We start from the raw sequence: 15,843 nt of genomic DNA on the forward strand, positions 1-15,843 counted from the left end.
GGTTTCAGCGCGTGCTGTGCGCTGCAAACCCGGCAAGCCTACGGATGCGGGCCGCCGCTGGCTTGCAGGTTTGGGCTGAGATGAGCCCGTTGCGCGGCAATGCCCTCACCATGGGGGTCGATCGCTCCCTGTACATGGGCGAGATGCCTGCGTCGGGCTGGCATTGCCATGCCGCGCCGGTGCTGTTGCTGGGCTTGTCCGGGCGCTTTGCCCTGCACCGTGCGCCCGGGCAGTTCGAGCACTGCCACAGCGCGTTGGTGGACGCCGGGGTCTGGCACCTGTTCGACCCCTGTGGTGAGCGGGTGGCGCTGGTGTACCTGGAACCCGACGCGCCCGAGGCACGCGCGCTGCGCACCGTGCTCGCGTCGGCCGGCGGCGTGATGCTGGACATGGCCAGGCCCGTCGTCTCACGCAGCGCCACCGAAACCGCCTTGCACAGCTTCGATCTGCCCCGCCTGCTTCAGTGCGGGGTGCCCGATGCGGTGCCGCCGCTGGACGCGCGGGTGGCCCGCAGCCTGCAGGCACTCCGCCAGCCGCAGGCGGCGCGCATGGGGCGTGGCGATCTGGCGGCTGGCGTGCACCTCTCAGCCTCGCGCTTCAACCACTTGTTTCGCGCCGAAATGGGCGTCAGCCTGCGCAGCTACCGGGTCTGGTCGCAGGTGCGGCTGGCCATGGCGGGGCTCGCGCTCAGCCCCCGGCTGACCGACGCCGCGCTGCACGGTGACTTCGCTGATTCGGCGCACTTCAGCCGCATGTTTCGGCAGACCTTTGGCATGACGCCGTCCAGCATCACCCGCCCCTTGCGCAGCGTGACCTTGCTGCGCTGACGGGCAGGCGATGGGGCGCCGTGCGCTGTCACGGCTTGGGGCTGGTGCGGCGTGCGCGGCACGTGGGCAGGGCGGCGCGCCCTCTCAGCCGCCCACCCGCCGGGCCAGGGCACCGGCGGTCAGCGGTGCGCCTGCGGGCCAGACGTCGGCCGCAAGACCGTGGCGGTACACGGCCGCTCGCGCCGCCGCCATCGCCCCAAGCCCCCGGGCCAGGCCTGCACCGACCATGCCCGCCAACACATCGCCCGTGCCCCCGGTGGCCAGCAGCGCATTGCCTGTGGGGTTGAGGCTTGCAGCGCCATCGGGCGCGGCCACCACGGTGCCCGAGCCTTTGAGCACCACCACGCAGCCAAAGCGCAAGGCCAGTGCGCGGGCCGCGGCCAGACGGTCGGCCTGCACCACGGCTGTGGTGGTGCCCAGCAGCCGGGCGGCTTCCAGCGGGTGGGGGGTGATCACGGTCGGCAGGCCCTGTGCGGCGCGCGCCGTCAGCAGCGACTGCAGCGCGGCATCGGCCGCCACCGCGTTGAGGGCGTCTGCGTCCAGCACCAGGCGCGCAGACCGTGCCAGCACGGCGGGCAGCCGCGGCACCACGGCCTGGCCGCCCCCGCAGCCGCACACCACACTGAGTTCGGCCAGGGCCAGTGCGTCAAAGCGCCGCAGCATCAGCTCGGGCAGCGCGCTGGCGGCGGCCGGGTGCTCGTCGTCCATCAGGCACACCATGACCCGGCCCGCACCGCTGTGCAAGGCAGCCGACGCGGCCAGCAGCGCCGCGCCAGTCATGCCCATGCCCCGCGCGGCCAGGCCTTCGCCCCCGACGATGGCCACGTCGCCGTAGCTGCCTTTGTGGCTGGCGTGCGCCCTGTGCTGCGGGGCGGGCGGGCCTTGCAGCCATGCGCTCGGTGCTTCAGTGGCGGCGGCGTCCAGAACGTCCAGCCAGACCGTGCCCGCTGCATCGCGTCCCGCGGCGGTGAACAGGCCGGGCTTGAGCGTGAGCAGGCTCAGGGTGTGGCGTGGCCCGGCGGTGGGCGGTGGGCTGGCCTCTGGCTCCAGCCCCGGTGCGAACTGGCCGGTGTCGGCGTCCAGCCCGCTGGGCAGGTCTACCGCCAGCACCGTGGCCGGGCTGTGGCGCAAGGCTTGCAGGCAGGCGAGCAGTCGTGCGTCGGGCGTGCGCGGGTTGGGCTGCGGTGCCGACGATGCGCCCAAGCCCAGCAGGGCGTCGATGCACAGGTCTTGCGGCCCCAGGGCTGCAGGCGGCGTGGTGCTCCTGTCCAAGCCGGCCGCCTGTGCGCGCTGCCAGGCGGCGCGGGCGTCGGGCGGGCAGCGGTCGGGCTGGCCGAGCCAGGTCACCGCCACCGCGTAGCCGCTGCGCTGAAGGTGCACAGCGGCTTCGAGCCCGTCGCCGCCGTTGTTGCCCGGGCCGCAGGCGATCCAGATACGGCGGGCGTGGGGCGCCAGCGCCTGGGCGAGCTGCGCCACGGCCCGTCCGGCGCGTTGCATCAGCGCATGGGGCGGCAGTGCAGCGGCCGCCGCGGTTTCGATGCGGCGCGTGGCGGCGGTGTCGAACAGGGGGTGCGGATGGTCGGCGGTGATGCGTTGCATGGGCGGGCGGGCAGTGCGCTGCGGGTGCAGCAGCGCCGATTGTGCCCCTGCGCCTGCCTCTGCCCCTATGCCGGGGCCTGCACCGGCCAGCGGCCGCTTTGCGTCGGCTAGGGAAGCTCTGCAAAGCGCCCTGCGGTCTGCGCGGTCACGGCCTCGGGCGGTCCGCTGCCTTGCTTTTCTTGCCCATAGCGTGGCCATGGGCTGTCAAAAGCGCCTTGCGGTCCATCCCGACCCGCACCCGCGCATCCTCGCGAGGGTGATGCAGAACGTCCCTAGAAGCGGCGCAGGGCGAAAGGCGTGAGATCCACCACGCCCGGCTGCCGGGCCAGCTGGTCGGCCAGGCCGCGGGCCGCTCCGCAGGCCAGGGCCCAGCCGTTGGCCCCATGCCCGAGGTTGAGCCACACACCGGGCGGCCCGCCCGCCGCAATCACCGGCGCACCGTCGGGCAGCAGCGGGCGCACCCCTCGCCACACCTGCACGCCGCTGCGCAGCTGCGCGCCGCCCGGAAACCAGTGGTTGAGCGTGCGGTAGAGCCGCGCCACGGTGGGTTGGTGGTGACCGGCCGGTGCGCTGCCCATTTCGGCCCCGCCCGAGATGCGTACGCGTTGCCCCAGGCGGCTGATGCTGAGCTGCTCGGCTCCATCGACCACACTGCCCAGCGGGGCGTGCAGCGGCTCACGCAAGGGGGCGCTGACGGTGTAGCCGGCCACTGCGGCCAGCGGCAGGCGCAGGCCCAACGGGCGCAGCAAGTGCGCGGCATCGGCCCCGGCGCAGACGATCACGGCATCGGCCTCGAAGCTGTGGTGTGCAGCGTTGTCACCGCCGCCCGCCTGTCCGGCCGTCGGGGCGGCGCGCAGCTGCAACTGGGGGCGCATGCCCGTGCCGGACTGCAGCGCCAGCACCTGCGTTTGAAAGCGGAAGTCGGCCCCCAGGGCCTGCGCGTGCTGGCGCAACTGGTGGGCGGCCAGGCGGCAGTTGGCGGTGAGGGCATCGGGCAGTTCCAGGGCCAGCGCCAGCGGAGCTTCGGGCGACAGGCCGGGTTCGCGCTCTCGGGCTGTGGCCGCGTCGATCTGCCGAACGACCACGCCGCTGTCGCGCAGCTGCTGCAGCACGGGCTCCCAGCGGCGCAGCTCGGCTTCGGTGCGCAGCAATAGCAGGCGACCGGTTGCGGCCTCTAGCTCGAGGCCGTGGCGCAGGGTCAGCGCCTCCAGGCGCTCGCGCCCAAAGCGTGCCAGCGCCTCGATGGCGCGCACCGGTGACGTGCCTTGCTGGGCGTGGCGACGCCACTGACGCCGCCAGAGCCAATCTGGCAAGCTCTGGCGTCCGCGCACCTGCGCCCACAGGCCCAGCCACTGGCCGGGCTGCGTCAGGGATGGATGGCTCCAGTCGTGCAGCAGCCCCGGACCCATCAGCCCGGCGGGCGCAAAGCTCGCGCCTTCTGCCGCAGCGGTGTGCCGGTCGAATACGGTGACCTCGTGGCCGTCATGGGCCAACTCATACGCGGTGGCAACGCCGACGATACCGGCGCCCACAATGGCAATCTTCATAGGGGGTCAAATCGGCTGCTCGTGCTTATCAATCAAGCACGAGCAGCTATTATTTTTGTAGTACTTCTTCAATGCGGCCCGACACGGCCAACACCGCATCATCGTGCAGTGCAGCATGCCAGACCATCAGCCCCACGGGGAGTTCCCCGGCGGCGTGGCAGGGCAATGAAAGTGCGCAGCCGTCCAGCAGGTTGACCGCGCTGGTGTTGCGCAGCAGTTGGGCATTGGCGGCAAAAAAGGCGGCGTCGCGCGCTTCGCCAGGCGCCACGTCTGCCAGCAATGGCGCGACGATGGGCACGGTGGGCGAGAGCAGGGCGTCGTAGCCCTGCATGGCGCGTTCCATGCCAGCGATCCAGGCGGCGCGCTCACGCTGCAGGGCTATGTAGTCGGCCGCGCTCAGCTCTGCGCCCTTGAGGATGCGCTGGCGCACACGAGGGTCGTAGCGATCGCCTGCGCGGGCGATCAGATCGCGGTGCCAGGCGTAGGCCTCTGGGGCCGAGAAGCCATAGGCCGGTTGGTGTGCCAGCAGCGGCAGGTCGATGGTGTCAATGCGTGCGCCGGCCGCTTGCAGGCGTGCCACGGTGCGATCGAACACCCGTGCCACATGGGTGTCGAGTCCGTCGAGCATCACGGTGCGCGGCACCGCCAGACGCCAGGCCGACAGAGGGGCAGGGCTGGGTGTGACGCTGCGCTGGGCCAGAATTTCGTGTGCCAGCACGGCGTCGCGCACCGTGCGGGTGATGGCGCAGGCGGTGTCGAGCGTGGTGGACAGCGGGATGGCCCCGGCCGTGGGTACCAGGCGTGCGGTGCTCTTGAAGCCCACCACCCCGGTGAGCGCGGCCGGAATGCGGATGGAGCCGCCGGTGTCCGAGCCCAGCCCGATCCAGGCCGCACCACAGGCGACCGAAACGGCGGCGCCACTGGACGAGCCGCCCGGCACCCGCGGCGCGCCCGGAATGGCCCCGTAGCGACCATCCCACGCCACGGCGGCCGGCCCGTGCGGATTGGTGCCGACGCCGGAAAACGCAAACTCCACCATGTGTGTGGTGCCCAGCAGTACCCCGCCTGCCTGGCGCAGGCGTGCCACGGCGGGGGCGTCGCTGGTCGCAGGGGCTGCATCCGCCAGCACCACCGAGCCGGCGCAGGTGGGCAGGCCGGCCACGTCGAACAGGTCTTTCACCGACACGGGCAGACCCGCCAGGGGGCGGGCGGCCAGGCCAGGGCGCTCGGCCTCGGCGCGGGCGCTGTCGGCCATCAGCCGGGTAAAGGCGGGGGCAAAGCGCGGGTCCTGGGCACGCTCGAGGCTTTGTTCGACAGCCTGCCTCCCAGAGGCGGCGCCGCTGCGCACCAAGGAGCGCAGCGCGGTCAGGTCGTGGTGCATCGGTGTGCTAGAATCTTCGGGTTTTGCTGGCAGGTGGCCAGCGGTTGTTCCAACGCGGTGGCCCGGCAGGGCAGCGGTGGGGCAGCAGGTGTCACCACGGCAATTCAATCGCAAACAGCCCTGTCAAGGTGCTGCGCGGTGGCAAAGCCTTTTGCACACGGCGCGGTGATCGGGGCTGATTTTAGACCCAACCTTCGGAGTACCTCTATGTCCGTCACGATGCGCGAAATGCTGGAAGCCGGTGTCCATTTTGGCCACCAAACCCGCTTCTGGAACCCCAAGATGGCCCCCTTCATCTTCGGCCATCGCAACAAGATTCACATCATCAACCTGGAAAAGTCGCTGCCGATGTTCCAGGAAGCCCAGAAGTTCGCCAAGCAACTCGCAGCGAACCGCGGCACGATCCTGATGGTGGGCACCAAGCGCCAGGCGCGCGAAATCCTCGCCACCGAAGCGCAGCGCGCCGGTGTGCCGTACGTGGACCAGCGCTGGCTGGGCGGCATGCTGACCAACTTCAAGACGGTCAAGACCTCGATCAAGCGCCTCAAGGACATGAAGGCCCAGGCGGAAGCCGGCCTCGACTCCATGAGCAAGAAAGAGCAGCTGACGTTCATGCGTGAGATCGAGAAGCTCGAAAAGGACATCGGCGGCATCCAGGACATGAACACGCTGCCCGATGCGATCTTCATCATCGACGTCGGTTTCCACAAGATCGCTGTGGCCGAAGCCAAGAAGCTGGGCATTCCGCTGATCGGTGTGGTGGACTCCAACCACTCGCCCGAAGGCATCGACTACGTGATCCCCGGCAACGATGACTCGGCCAAGGCTGTGGCGCTGTACGCCCGTGGCATTGCCGACGCCATCATCGAAGGCCGCGCCAACGCGGTGAACGACGTGGTCAAGGCCGTGTCGGCCGAGAGCGGCGACGAATTCGTCGAAGTGGAAGAGTCCGCAGCCTAAGCGGCTTGGCTCCGCGACTTGTCGCGTACGAAAGCGGGGCTCCAGACAGCCCCCTTTTTTTTAGTCCGAATCTTGTAACGAACTGAATACACCGGAGAGAAGAAGATGGCCGCAATCACCGCAAGCATGGTCGCCGAACTGCGTGGCAAGACCGATGCCCCCATGATGGAATGCAAGAAGGCCCTGGCAGAAGCCGACGGCGACATGGCCAAGGCCGAAGAGCTGCTGCGCGTCAAGCTCGGCACCAAGGCTGGCAAGGCTGCATCGCGCATCACCGCCGAAGGCGTGGTCGCCAGCTTCATCAATGGCAACACGGGCGCACTGATCGAAGTCAACAGCGAAACCGACTTCGTGAGCAAGAACGACAGCTTTGTGGCCATGGCCAAGGCTGCTGCCGAACTCGTGGCCAAGCACAACCCCGCCAGCCTGGAAGCTTTGGGCGCGCTGGCCTACGAACAAGACGGCTTCGGTCCCACCCTGGAAGACGTCCGCAAGGGCCTGATCGGCAAGATCGGCGAGAACATGTCGTTCCGCCGCTTCAAGTATTTCTCGGGCTCCAAGCTGGCCTCGTACCTGCACGGCTCGCGCATCGGTGTGGTCGTGGAGTTCGAAGGTGACGAAGTGGCTGCCAAGGACGTTGCCATGCACGTGGCTGCCATGAAGCCCGTGGCCCTGACCAGCGCCGATGTGCCTGCGGACCTGATCGCCAAGGAGCGTGCAGTCGCCGAAGGCAAGGCCGACGAGGCCAACAAGGAACTCGTGGCGGCTGGCAAGCCCGCACAGAGTGCCGATATCGTGGCCAAGCGCATCGAAGGTGCCGTGCAGAAGTACCTCAAGGAAGTCTCCCTGGCCGACCAGGTCTTCGTGAAGGCAGCTGACGGCAAGCAGACCGTGGCCCAGATGCTCAAGGCGGCCAACACCACCGTCAAGGGCTTCACGCTGTACGTGGTGGGCGAAGGCATCGAGAAGAAGGTCGACGACTTCGCGGCCGAAGTGGCTGCCCAGGTGGCAGCGGCCAAGGCTGCCGCCTAAGCCTTCATCACCCCCAGTTCTCCTCCAACGCACGCAAAGGAACCGCCCATGACCCCAGTCTCTCCAGCCCACAAGCGCATCCTGCTCAAGTTGTCTGGTGAGGCCCTCATGGGCGACGATGCGTTCGGCATCAACCGTGCCACGATCGTGCGCATGGTGGAGGAGATCGCCGAAGTCACGCGTCTGGGTGCGCAGGTCGCCGTGGTCATCGGTGGTGGCAACATCTTCCGCGGTGTGGCGGGTGGTTCGGTGGGCATGGACCGTGCCACGGCCGACTACATGGGCATGCTGGCCACGGTGATGAACGCGTTGGCCCTGGCTGACGCCATGGACAAGCAGGGTCTGACGGCCCGCGTGATGTCGGCCATTGCCATCGAGCAGGTGGTGGAGCCTTACGTCCGTCCCAAGGCGCTGCAGTACCTGGAGGAGGGCAAGGTGGTCGTGTTCGCTGCTGGCACCGGCAACCCGTTTTTCACGACCGACACGGCCGCTGCCTTGCGCGGTGCGGAGATCGGTGCCGAAGTGGTGCTCAAGGCCACCAAGGTGGATGGTGTGTACACCGCCGATCCGCACAAGGACCCGACGGCCACCCGCTATTCCAAGCTCAGTTTTGACGAGGCCATGTCCCGCAATCTGGGCATCATGGATGCCACGGCCTTTGCTCTGTGCCGCGACCAGCGACTGCCGGTGCGCGTGTTCTCCATCATCAAGCATGGCGCGCTCAAGCGTGTGGTCATGGGTGAGGACGAGGGCACGCTGGTGTACGCCTGACGCGTTCCTTGCCGCCCCCTGGCGCACCGCATTTCGGTCCCTGATTCCGCTCTGAGGAGAGAACATGACGACGATTGCCGACATCAAGAAGAATGCCGAATCCAAGATGGACCAATCCATCGCGGCGTTCAAGAACAATCTGCAGAAGATCCGCACCGGTCGTGCCAACCCTGCTCTGCTGGACGCGGTGCAGGTTGAGTACTACGGTTCGATGGTCCCGCTGAGCCAAGTGGCCAACGTGGCGCTGCTGGATGCTCGCACGATCAGCGTGCAGCCCTGGGAAAAGGGCATGGGCTCCAAGATCGAAAAGGCGATCCGGGAAAGCGATCTGGGCCTGAACCCGGCATCGATGGGCGATCTGATTCGCGTGCCGATGCCTCCGATGAGCGAGGAGCGTCGCAAAGAGATGACCAAGCTGGCCCGCAACGAAGGCGAGAGTGCCAAGATTGCCGTGCGCAACTTGCGTCGTGACGCGAATGATGCGATCAAGAAGCTGGTGAAAGACAAACTTGCATCGGAAGACGACCAGAAGCGCGCGGAGGCCGATGTGCAGAAGTTCACCGACAAGCACATCGCCGAAATCGACACCCTGGTAGCGGCCAAAGAACAAGACATCATGGCGGTGTGATGCACCGACCAGACGGCGGCCCCGGTGGGGCCGTTCCCCACCATGTGGCCATCGTGATGGATGGTAACGGCCGTTGGGCCACCCGGCGTTTCATGCCGCGTCTGGCCGGGCATCGGCAAGGAGTGGAGTCGCTGCGGCGCTGCGTGCGGGCGTGCGTGGAGCGCGGCGTGCGGGTGCTCACGGTGTTCGCGTTCTCCTCGGAGAACTGGAACCGCCCGACCGAAGAAGTGTCTGGCCTGATGGAGCTCTTGGCTGGTGCTTTGGTGCGTGAGGTGCCAAGGCTGCGAGACGATGGGGTCCAGTTGCACTTCGTCGGCTCCAGAGAAGGCCTGTCCGTGAAGGTGGTGGAAGGTTTGTCGCAGGCGGAACGCGACACGCGGCACAACCAGCGCCTTGTGTTGAACGTGTGCTTCAACTACGGAGGCCGTTGGGATATTGCGCAGGCCGCAGCGCGTCTGGCCGAGCAGGGTCTGCCGATTACGGAAGACGGTTTGCATTCGGCCATGGGCATGTCGCATGTGCCCGACCCCGATCTGCTGATCCGCACGGGCGGAGAGATGCGCATCAGCAACTTTTTGCTCTGGCAGATCGCATACTCCGAGTTGTACTTCAGTGATCGGCTTTGGCCTGATTTCGACGAAGCGGCTCTCGATGAAGCGATCAACGCTTTTGCGCGCCGCGAGCGACGCTTCGGAAAAACGTCCGAACAAATCCAGAGCGAACAGGCCACCGAGGCGGGGTCCTGAGCGCCCCCTATCTGAGTTCGCCCCGAGGAGGCCTGCATGCTACGTCAGCGCGTCATCACGGCACTGGTCCTGCTGGCCATTCTGCTGCCGGCCCTTTTCTATCCCTCCACCGTGCCGTTCGCGGCCGTCGTGCTGGTGCTCATGGCCGCGGCTGCTTGGGAATGGGGGCGGCTGAACGGACTAGGTGCTGGTCCCAGTGTGTTGTTGGGAGGCGTCTGCACGGTGTTGTGCGGCGCGACGTGGCTGCTGGGAGGGCTGCATCTCGACTGGTCGGTGGCCTGGCTGCTGGGAGGGGCCGCTTGGGTGCTGGCCTCTGCCTCGCTGCTGCGCAGCGGTGTCGCGGGCTGGCCTCGTTGGCCGCTCATGTTGCGTCTCATCTTGGGTGTCGCAGTGCTCTGGCTCGCATGGCTGGCTGCGGTACAGGCTCGGCTGATCGGCATCAACTTTCTGCTCTCGACACTGCTGCTGGTCTGGGCGGCGGACATCTGTGCATATTTCGCAGGTCGCGCATTTGGACTGAAGTTCACCCAGGGTCGGCTGGCACCATCCATCAGTCCAGGCAAAAGTTGGGAGGGCGTCTGGGGCGCGCTGCTTGGCGTCTGTTTGATGGCCGTAGTCTGGGTCTATGCAGACAGCCGATGGGCTGCCTCCGTGCCCAGCCTGTACACACGCATGGCATCTGCTGGGTGGTGGATACTGGCGCTTGGTACGGTTTTTCTCGTGGCCATGAGCGTTGTAGGTGATCTGGTGGAGTCCCTCATCAAGCGCAGCGCGGGTGTCAAGGACAGCAGCGGTCTGCTGCCCGGGCACGGCGGAGTGCTGGATCGCGTCGATGCGCTTTTGCCCGCTTTGCCCCTGGCCATGATGCTCAGTTCCTGGACGACACGATGACACACACGATCACCGTTCTGGGTTCTACCGGTTCCATCGGAACCAACACGCTGGATGTGGTGGCACGCCACCCCGATCGCTATGCGGTGTTCGCCCTGAGCGCTTCGACCCAGGTCGACGCGATGCTGTCGCAGTGCGCTCGCTTCAGGCCTCGCTACGCTGTCATGGCCAGTGCGGTACATGCCCGGGCTCTTCGTGAGCGGATTGCGGCCGAGGGTTTGCCCACAGAGGTCGTGGATCGTCCAGATGCGCTGGAGTGGATTTCGGCCCACGATGAGGTCGATATGGTGATGGCGGCCATCGTCGGTGCGGCAGGCCTTGCCCCCAGCCTCGCAGCCGCACGTGCGGGCAAACGTTTGCTGCTGGCCAACAAGGAGGCGTTGGTTGTCGGAGGCGATTTATTCATGCGCACCGTGCGCGCCTCAGGAGCCACGCTGTTGCCCATCGACAGTGAGCATTCCGCCATCTTCCAGTCGCTGCCTGAAGACCCAGCCACCTGGCCCAACCGTGTGGAGAAGATCATCCTCACGGCGTCTGGTGGACCTTTTCGTACTCGATCGCCAGAAACCCTGCGCGATGTGACTCCGGCGCAGGCCTGTGCGCATCCCAACTGGAGCATGGGGCGCAAGATTTCGGTCGATTCTGCGACCATGATGAATAAGGCGCTTGAGGTCATCGAGGCGCGGTATCTGTTCGGCGTTGGACCAGAGCAACTGGACGTTGTGATCCATCCGCAAAGCATCGTGCATTCGATGGTGCAGTACCGCGACACTTCGGTCGTGGCCCAGTTGGGCACGCCCGACATGCGGGTGCCCATTGCTTACGGCCTGGCCTGGCCTGAGCGGATCGCATCGGGTGCCAATCCCTTGGACTTTCATGCCCTTTCGGCGATGACCTTCGAAGCGATCAGCGACCATCGGCACCCCGAGCGGTACCCGGGCTTGTCGCTGGCCTGGCAGGCTCTGCGAGCCCCCGAAGGAACCACCGCGGTGCTCAACGCCGCCAATGAGGTCGCGGTCGAACAGTTTTTGGCTGGGGGACTTCGCTTTGATCAGATTCACGCAGTGAATCTTGCAACTTTGGAAGCACTGCAGCCCTCCAAGGTGGACTCGTTGCCCGCGCTTCTGGATCTCGATGCCCAGGCGCGCCGGGTGGCGTGGGAGCAGGTGCGTCGTTGCGCCAGCTCGGAGCGGGTGTCCTGCTAGCAAGGAGTTGGCATGCTGTTGACCGTGATCGCCTTCGTTACAGCGCTGGGAGTGCTGATCGCCATCCACGAATATGGCCATTACCGTGTGGCGGTGGCCTGCGGCGTCAAGGTGCTGCGGTTCTCGGTCGGGTTTGGTACGCCGATCTGGCGCTATCAGCGGCCTGGCTCCCCGACGGAGTTCGTGCTGGGCGCTTTTCCCTTGGGTGGATACGTGCGCATGCTGGACGAGCGCGAAGCACCAGTGGAGCCGCACGAGCGCCATCTCGCCTTCAATCGGCAACCGCTGCGTGCTCGGGCTGCGATCGTGGCGGCGGGGCCGTTGGCCAACCTGGCGTTGGCAGTGGCGTTGTATGGGCTGGTGAACTGGATCGGCATCCAGGAGCCCAAGGCGCTTTTGGCCAGTCCTACGGTCGGCTCGGTAGCTGCCAGCGCGGGTCTGCGTGGCGGTGAGCTGGTGCATCAGGTGGCTTTGGGGGATGACGAGTGGGAGCCCGTCCGCTCGTTTGAGGGTTTGCGGTGGGAGCTGACAAGGGGGGCGCTGGAGCGCCAGGCAGTACGCTTGGAGGTCGAGCCCGCGCCAGGTGCCCCGCGGCGCGAGGTGTTGCTGGACCTTTCAGATTTTGATGTCCGCGAGGCCGATGCTCAGCTTTTTCGGCGCATCGGGATCACTGGGCCGTGGACAGAGCCGGTGATGGGTGAGATCGCGCCAGGGGGAGCGGCCGAGAGAGCTGGCCTGCGTGCGGGTGATGTGATTCGCAAGGTGGGTGCCGTGGCGATTGAGGACGGTCAGCAGCTACGCGAATGGATTCGGCGGAGTGGTGAATCGCAGGTGCCAAAATCTGAAGCTTGGGAGATCGAGCGGAACGGACAGAGGGCGGTGCTGCAGGTGCAACCGGACCGTGTAGAGGAGGGCGGGCGCAGCCTGGGCAGGATTGGTGCATATGTCGGGGCGGTGCCCGAGATGGTCACCGTGGATTACGGTCCAATCGAGAGCCTGTGGAAAGGTGCGGTGCGTACCTGGGAAGTGTCGGTGCTGACGCTTCGCATGATGGGGCGCATGGTGATTGGCGAGGCATCCCTGAAGAACCTCAGCGGGCCTCTGACCATTGCCGACTACGCGGGGCGTTCGGCTGCGCTCGGATGGACGCAGTACCTCATGTTTCTGGCCTTGATCAGCGTCAGTTTGGGGGTGCTGAACCTGTTGCCGCTGCCGGTGCTCGATGGCGGGCACCTGATGTATTATCTTTGGGAGGGTGTGACCGGCAAGGGCGTCTCTGATGCCTGGATGGAACGCCTGCAGCGTGGTGGGGTGGCGGTGCTTCTGCTCATGATGTCTATCGCGCTGTTCAACGACATTACCCGGCTACTGGGCTAACTTTGCTGCCGACCCCGCCCCGGGGCTCGGTACCGTTCACTCATGAAGAAACACTTTTACTGCCTGGGGGCACGTACTGCGTCGGCAGTGGCGGCCATGCTGTTCGTTGCGCAGGCTGCTTGGGCCCTGGAGCCTTTCAAGGTGCGCGACATCCGCGTCGAAGGTCTGCAGCGGGTAGAGCCTGGTACGGTGTTCGCTTCGATCCCGCTGCGTGTCGGGGATGACTACAACGATGACAAGGGCGCGGCGGCCATTCGTGCGCTGTTTGCGTTGGGTCTTTTCAAGGATGTGCGGCTGGAAGCCGACGGCAATGTGCTGGTGGTGGTGGTCGAGGAGCGGCCCACGGTAGCGGATGTTGACTTCGCGGGTACGCGCGAATTCGACAAGGATGCCCTCAAGAAAGCCATGCGCGACGTGGGTCTGACCGAAGGGCGGCCTTACGACAAGGCGCTTGCCGACCGGGCCGAGCAGGAGCTCAAGCGCCAGTACATCAATCGCAGCCTTTACGGTGCTGAGGTTGTGACCACGGTCACACCGATCGAGCGCAACCGCGTCAACCTGACCTTTACAGTGACCGAGGGCGAGCCGGCTCGGATCAAAGACATCCGCATCGTGGGCAACAAGAGCTTCAGCGAATCGACGCTCAAGGGCCTGTTTGATCAGAACACGGGAGGTTGGCTAAGCTGGTACACGAAGTCCGACCGGTACTCTCGCGCCAAGCTCAACGCGGACCTTGAAACGCTGCGCTCGTACTATCTGCAGCGCGGTTTCGTGGAGTTTCGTATCGACTCCACCCAGGTGGCCATTTCGCCGGACAAGAAAGACATCTCGATCACCGTCAACGTGACCGAGGGTGAGCGTTTTGTGGTGTCTGGGGTGAAGTTGGAAGGTAACTATCTGGAGCGCGAAGACGAGTTCAAGCCGCTCGTGGCCATCCGACCCGGCGAGCCGTACAACGCTGACCAGGTGACCGAGACCACCAAGGCATTCTCTGAGTATTTCGGGCGTTTCGGATTCGCTTTTGCGCGCGTGGAGGCGGTACCAGAGATTGATCGCGAGACGAACCGCGTACAGATCGTGTTACAGGCCGAGCCGTCCCGCCGCGCTTACGTCCGGCGTATCAATGTCAGCGGCAACAACCGCACTCGCGATGAAGTGATTCGCCGCGAGTTCCGGCAGTTCGAGGCGTCTTGGTACGACAGCGAGAAGATCCGTCTGTCCCGCGACCGCGTGGACCGTCTGGGTTTCTTCACCGAAGTCAATGTTGAAACGCAGGAAGTCCCTGGCGCTCCGGACCAGGTGGATTTGGTGGTCAATGTGACCGAGAAGCCCACAGGCTCGTTGCAACTGGGGGTGGGGTTCTCCAGTGCCGAGAAGGTGGCCTTTTCGTTTGGCATCAAGCAGGAGAACTTTATGGGCTCCGGCAACTACCTCGGGGTCGATGTCAACACCAGCAAGTACCGCCGTACGTTCGTCTTCAGCACGACCAACCCCTACTTCACGCCCGAGGGAATTTCGCGAACGCTGGATCTGTACTACCGAACGGACAAGCCGTACGAGGACCAGGGCGGTAACTACCAACTCGTGACCACTGGCGCTGCGGTGCGTTTCGGTGTGCCGTTCAGCGAGACCGATACGGTGTTTTTCGGTGGTGGCTTGGAGCAGACCCAGATCAAGCCCGGCACGAACATTCCCGCTACCTACTTGGCGTATGCCGAGAACTACGGCTACAAAAGCAATTCGGTCCCCCTGACCATCGGCTGGTCGCGCGATGACCGCGATAGTGCGTTGGCGCCCAATTCGGGCCGCTATCAGCGGTTGAACTCCGAATGGTCGGTTGCGGGCGATGCACGCTACGTGCGCGCCAACTACCAGTACCAGCAGTACATCCCGCTGAACAAACGCTTTACCGTGGCTTTCAACGGGGAGTTGGGTTTGGGCAAGGGGATGAATGGGCGCCCGTTCCCGGTGTTCAAAAACTTCTACTCTGGTGGCCTGGGCTCGGTGCGGGGCTTCGACCAGGGAACCCTCGGCCCACGTGACGTAACGGGTGCCTCGCTGGGCGGGCCCAAGAAGGTCACCCTGAATGCTGAGTTGATCGCTCCGTTCCCGGGGGCTGGCAATGACCGCACGCTTCGAGTCTTCACCTTCGCAGACGTCGGGAATGTGTACGGCGAAAACGAGAAGATCAGCTTTGCCGACATGCGCGCCTCGGTGGGCTTGGGCCTGAGCTGGATCTCGCCGCTCGGGCCGCTGCGTCTTGCGTTTGCCCAGCCGGTGCGCAAGTTCGCGGGCGATAAAATCCAGAAACTTCAATTCCAGATCGGAACGTCCTTCTAATGAAATCTCTTTTCCGTCCTATTGCCCTCGCGTTCGCTATCGCCGTCGCGGGTGTAGCTTCCGTGGCGCATGCCCAAGAATTCAAGATTGGTTTCATCAACACGGAGCGCGTGCTTCGCGAGGCCAATACCGCCAAGGCGGCATCCGCGAAGCTTGAACAGGAGTTCTCGCGTCGGGAAAAAGAACTGAACGACCTTGGAAATTCGCTCAAGGCCGCTGGTGAGAAGTTTGAACGCGAGGCGCCGACGATGTCGGAAAGCCAGCGCGCAGCCCGTCAACGCCAACTGTCTGATCAGGACCGCGACTTTCAGCGCAAGCGCCGTGAGTTTCAGGAAGACCTGAACGTACGTCGCAATGAGGAAATGAGCACCTTTCTGGACCGGACCACGAAGGCAGTTAAGGCCATGGCGGAGCAGGAGAAGTACGACTTGATCGTCGATCAGGCCGTGTACATCAATCCCAAGCACGACATCACCGACAAGGTCATCAAGGCCTTGAACGCCTCGTCGGGTAAGTAAGCCTTCAGTTCGATTGGGGAG

Annotated in this window: 14 protein-coding genes; 11 read left to right on the plus strand and 3 right to left on the minus strand. The window is 65.4% G+C overall.

Annotation, left to right across the window (positions count from 1 at the left end; all coding sequences use genetic code 11):
• The first annotated feature begins 80 nt into the window (after nt 1–80).
• A complete protein-coding gene (locus tag ABD866_RS03920) occupies nt 81–827 on the plus strand; it encodes a helix-turn-helix transcriptional regulator (RefSeq protein WP_345061345.1) in 747 nt (248 codons plus the stop codon).
• Between the two features lie 84 nt (nt 828–911).
• Here ABD866_RS03920 and ABD866_RS03925 read toward each other — a convergent pair whose 3' ends face one another.
• The 3 genes from ABD866_RS03925 to ABD866_RS03935 all read right to left on the minus strand — a co-directional run bounded on the left by ABD866_RS03925 (nt 912) and on the right by ABD866_RS03935 (nt 5,354).
• Nucleotides 912–2,426: an NAD(P)H-hydrate dehydratase gene (locus tag ABD866_RS03925; RefSeq protein WP_345061347.1), complete on the minus strand. Its 1,515-nt coding sequence runs from the start codon at nt 2,424–2,426 to the stop codon at nt 912–914.
• Between the two features lie 272 nt (nt 2,427–2,698).
• Entirely contained in the window at nt 2,699–3,973 is a 1,275-nt protein-coding gene (locus tag ABD866_RS03930; RefSeq protein WP_345061349.1) for an FAD-dependent oxidoreductase, read from the minus strand.
• Between the two features lie 49 nt (nt 3,974–4,022).
• Nucleotides 4,023–5,354: an amidase gene (locus ABD866_RS03935; RefSeq protein ID WP_345061351.1), complete on the minus strand. Its 1,332-nt coding sequence runs from the start codon at nt 5,352–5,354 to the stop codon at nt 4,023–4,025.
• A gap of 207 nt (nt 5,355–5,561) precedes the next feature.
• Between ABD866_RS03935 and rpsB the strand changes: the two genes are divergently transcribed.
• The 10 genes from rpsB (at nt 5,562) to ABD866_RS03985 (ending at nt 15,822) form a co-directional block, all read left to right on the plus strand.
• Nucleotides 5,562–6,314, plus strand: a complete 753-nt coding sequence (gene rpsB / locus ABD866_RS03940) for a 30S ribosomal protein S2 (protein WP_345061353.1) — start codon at nt 5,562–5,564, stop codon at nt 6,312–6,314.
• 105 nt (nt 6,315–6,419) lie between these two features.
• Nucleotides 6,420–7,346 (plus strand): translation elongation factor Ts, encoded by a 927-nt coding sequence (gene tsf / locus ABD866_RS03945; protein ID WP_345061355.1) that lies wholly within the window; start codon nt 6,420–6,422, stop codon nt 7,344–7,346.
• Nucleotides 7,347–7,394: 48 nt separating this feature from the next.
• Entirely contained in the window at nt 7,395–8,117 is a 723-nt protein-coding gene (gene pyrH, locus ABD866_RS03950) for a UMP kinase (RefSeq protein WP_345061357.1), read from the plus strand.
• Between the two features lie 64 nt (nt 8,118–8,181).
• Nucleotides 8,182–8,745, plus strand: a complete 564-nt coding sequence (gene frr / locus ABD866_RS03955; RefSeq protein WP_345061359.1) for a ribosome recycling factor — start codon at nt 8,182–8,184, stop codon at nt 8,743–8,745.
• Nucleotides 8,745–9,491: a polyprenyl diphosphate synthase gene (gene uppS / locus ABD866_RS03960; RefSeq protein ID WP_345061361.1), complete on the plus strand. Its 747-nt coding sequence runs from the start codon at nt 8,745–8,747 to the stop codon at nt 9,489–9,491. The genes frr and uppS overlap by 1 nt, the downstream gene beginning before the upstream one ends.
• 36 nt (nt 9,492–9,527) lie before the next feature.
• Nucleotides 9,528–10,382 (plus strand): phosphatidate cytidylyltransferase, encoded by an 855-nt coding sequence (locus tag ABD866_RS03965; protein WP_345061363.1) that lies wholly within the window; start codon nt 9,528–9,530, stop codon nt 10,380–10,382.
• The gene (gene ispC, locus ABD866_RS03970; RefSeq protein WP_345061365.1) at nt 10,379–11,587 is read left to right on the plus strand and encodes a 1-deoxy-D-xylulose-5-phosphate reductoisomerase; all 1,209 of its coding nucleotides are present in this window, start codon (nt 10,379–10,381) and stop codon (nt 11,585–11,587) included. The genes ABD866_RS03965 and ispC overlap by 4 nt, the downstream gene beginning before the upstream one ends.
• A gap of 12 nt (nt 11,588–11,599) precedes the next feature.
• On the plus strand, nt 11,600–12,964 hold the full coding sequence (rseP, locus tag ABD866_RS03975) for an RIP metalloprotease RseP (RefSeq protein WP_345061367.1): 1,365 nt from the start codon (nt 11,600–11,602) through the stop codon (nt 12,962–12,964).
• 42 nt (nt 12,965–13,006) lie between these two features.
• The gene (gene bamA / locus ABD866_RS03980) at nt 13,007–15,304 is read left to right on the plus strand and encodes an outer membrane protein assembly factor BamA (protein ID WP_345061369.1); all 2,298 of its coding nucleotides are present in this window, start codon (nt 13,007–13,009) and stop codon (nt 15,302–15,304) included.
• Nucleotides 15,304–15,822 (plus strand): OmpH/Skp family outer membrane protein, encoded by a 519-nt coding sequence (locus tag ABD866_RS03985; protein WP_345061371.1) that lies wholly within the window; start codon nt 15,304–15,306, stop codon nt 15,820–15,822. Before bamA ends, ABD866_RS03985 begins: the two co-directional genes overlap by 1 nt.
• The last annotated feature ends 21 nt before the right edge of the window (nt 15,823–15,843 follow it).

Origin of the sequence: Acidovorax lacteus, from assembly GCF_039540375.1 — a bacterium.
GTDB classification, from domain to species: Bacteria; Pseudomonadota; Gammaproteobacteria; order Burkholderiales; family Burkholderiaceae_C; genus Acidovorax_G; species Acidovorax_G lacteus.

What these genes read in the sequence shown, in the direction of transcription:
- ABD866_RS03920 (WP_345061345.1), top strand. Translation starts at nt 81, where the DNA reads ATGAGCCCGTTGCGCGGCAATGCCCTCACCATGGGGGTCGATCGCTCC.
- ABD866_RS03925 (WP_345061347.1), bottom strand. Translation starts at nt 2,426, where the DNA reads ATGCAACGCATCACCGCCGACCATCCGCACCCCCTGTTCGACACCGCC.
- ABD866_RS03930 (WP_345061349.1), bottom strand. Translation starts at nt 3,973, where the DNA reads ATGAAGATTGCCATTGTGGGCGCCGGTATCGTCGGCGTTGCCACCGCG.
- ABD866_RS03935 (WP_345061351.1), bottom strand. Translation starts at nt 5,354, where the DNA reads ATGCACCACGACCTGACCGCGCTGCGCTCCTTGGTGCGCAGCGGCGCC.
- rpsB (WP_345061353.1), top strand. Translation starts at nt 5,562, where the DNA reads ATGTCCGTCACGATGCGCGAAATGCTGGAAGCCGGTGTCCATTTTGGC.
- tsf (WP_345061355.1), top strand. Translation starts at nt 6,420, where the DNA reads ATGGCCGCAATCACCGCAAGCATGGTCGCCGAACTGCGTGGCAAGACC.
- pyrH (WP_345061357.1), top strand. Translation starts at nt 7,395, where the DNA reads ATGACCCCAGTCTCTCCAGCCCACAAGCGCATCCTGCTCAAGTTGTCT.
- frr (WP_345061359.1), top strand. Translation starts at nt 8,182, where the DNA reads ATGACGACGATTGCCGACATCAAGAAGAATGCCGAATCCAAGATGGAC.
- uppS (WP_345061361.1), top strand. Translation starts at nt 8,745, where the DNA reads ATGCACCGACCAGACGGCGGCCCCGGTGGGGCCGTTCCCCACCATGTG.
- ABD866_RS03965 (WP_345061363.1), top strand. Translation starts at nt 9,528, where the DNA reads ATGCTACGTCAGCGCGTCATCACGGCACTGGTCCTGCTGGCCATTCTG.
- ispC (WP_345061365.1), top strand. Translation starts at nt 10,379, where the DNA reads ATGACACACACGATCACCGTTCTGGGTTCTACCGGTTCCATCGGAACC.
- rseP (WP_345061367.1), top strand. Translation starts at nt 11,600, where the DNA reads ATGCTGTTGACCGTGATCGCCTTCGTTACAGCGCTGGGAGTGCTGATC.
- bamA (WP_345061369.1), top strand. Translation starts at nt 13,007, where the DNA reads ATGAAGAAACACTTTTACTGCCTGGGGGCACGTACTGCGTCGGCAGTG.
- ABD866_RS03985 (WP_345061371.1), top strand. Translation starts at nt 15,304, where the DNA reads ATGAAATCTCTTTTCCGTCCTATTGCCCTCGCGTTCGCTATCGCCGTC.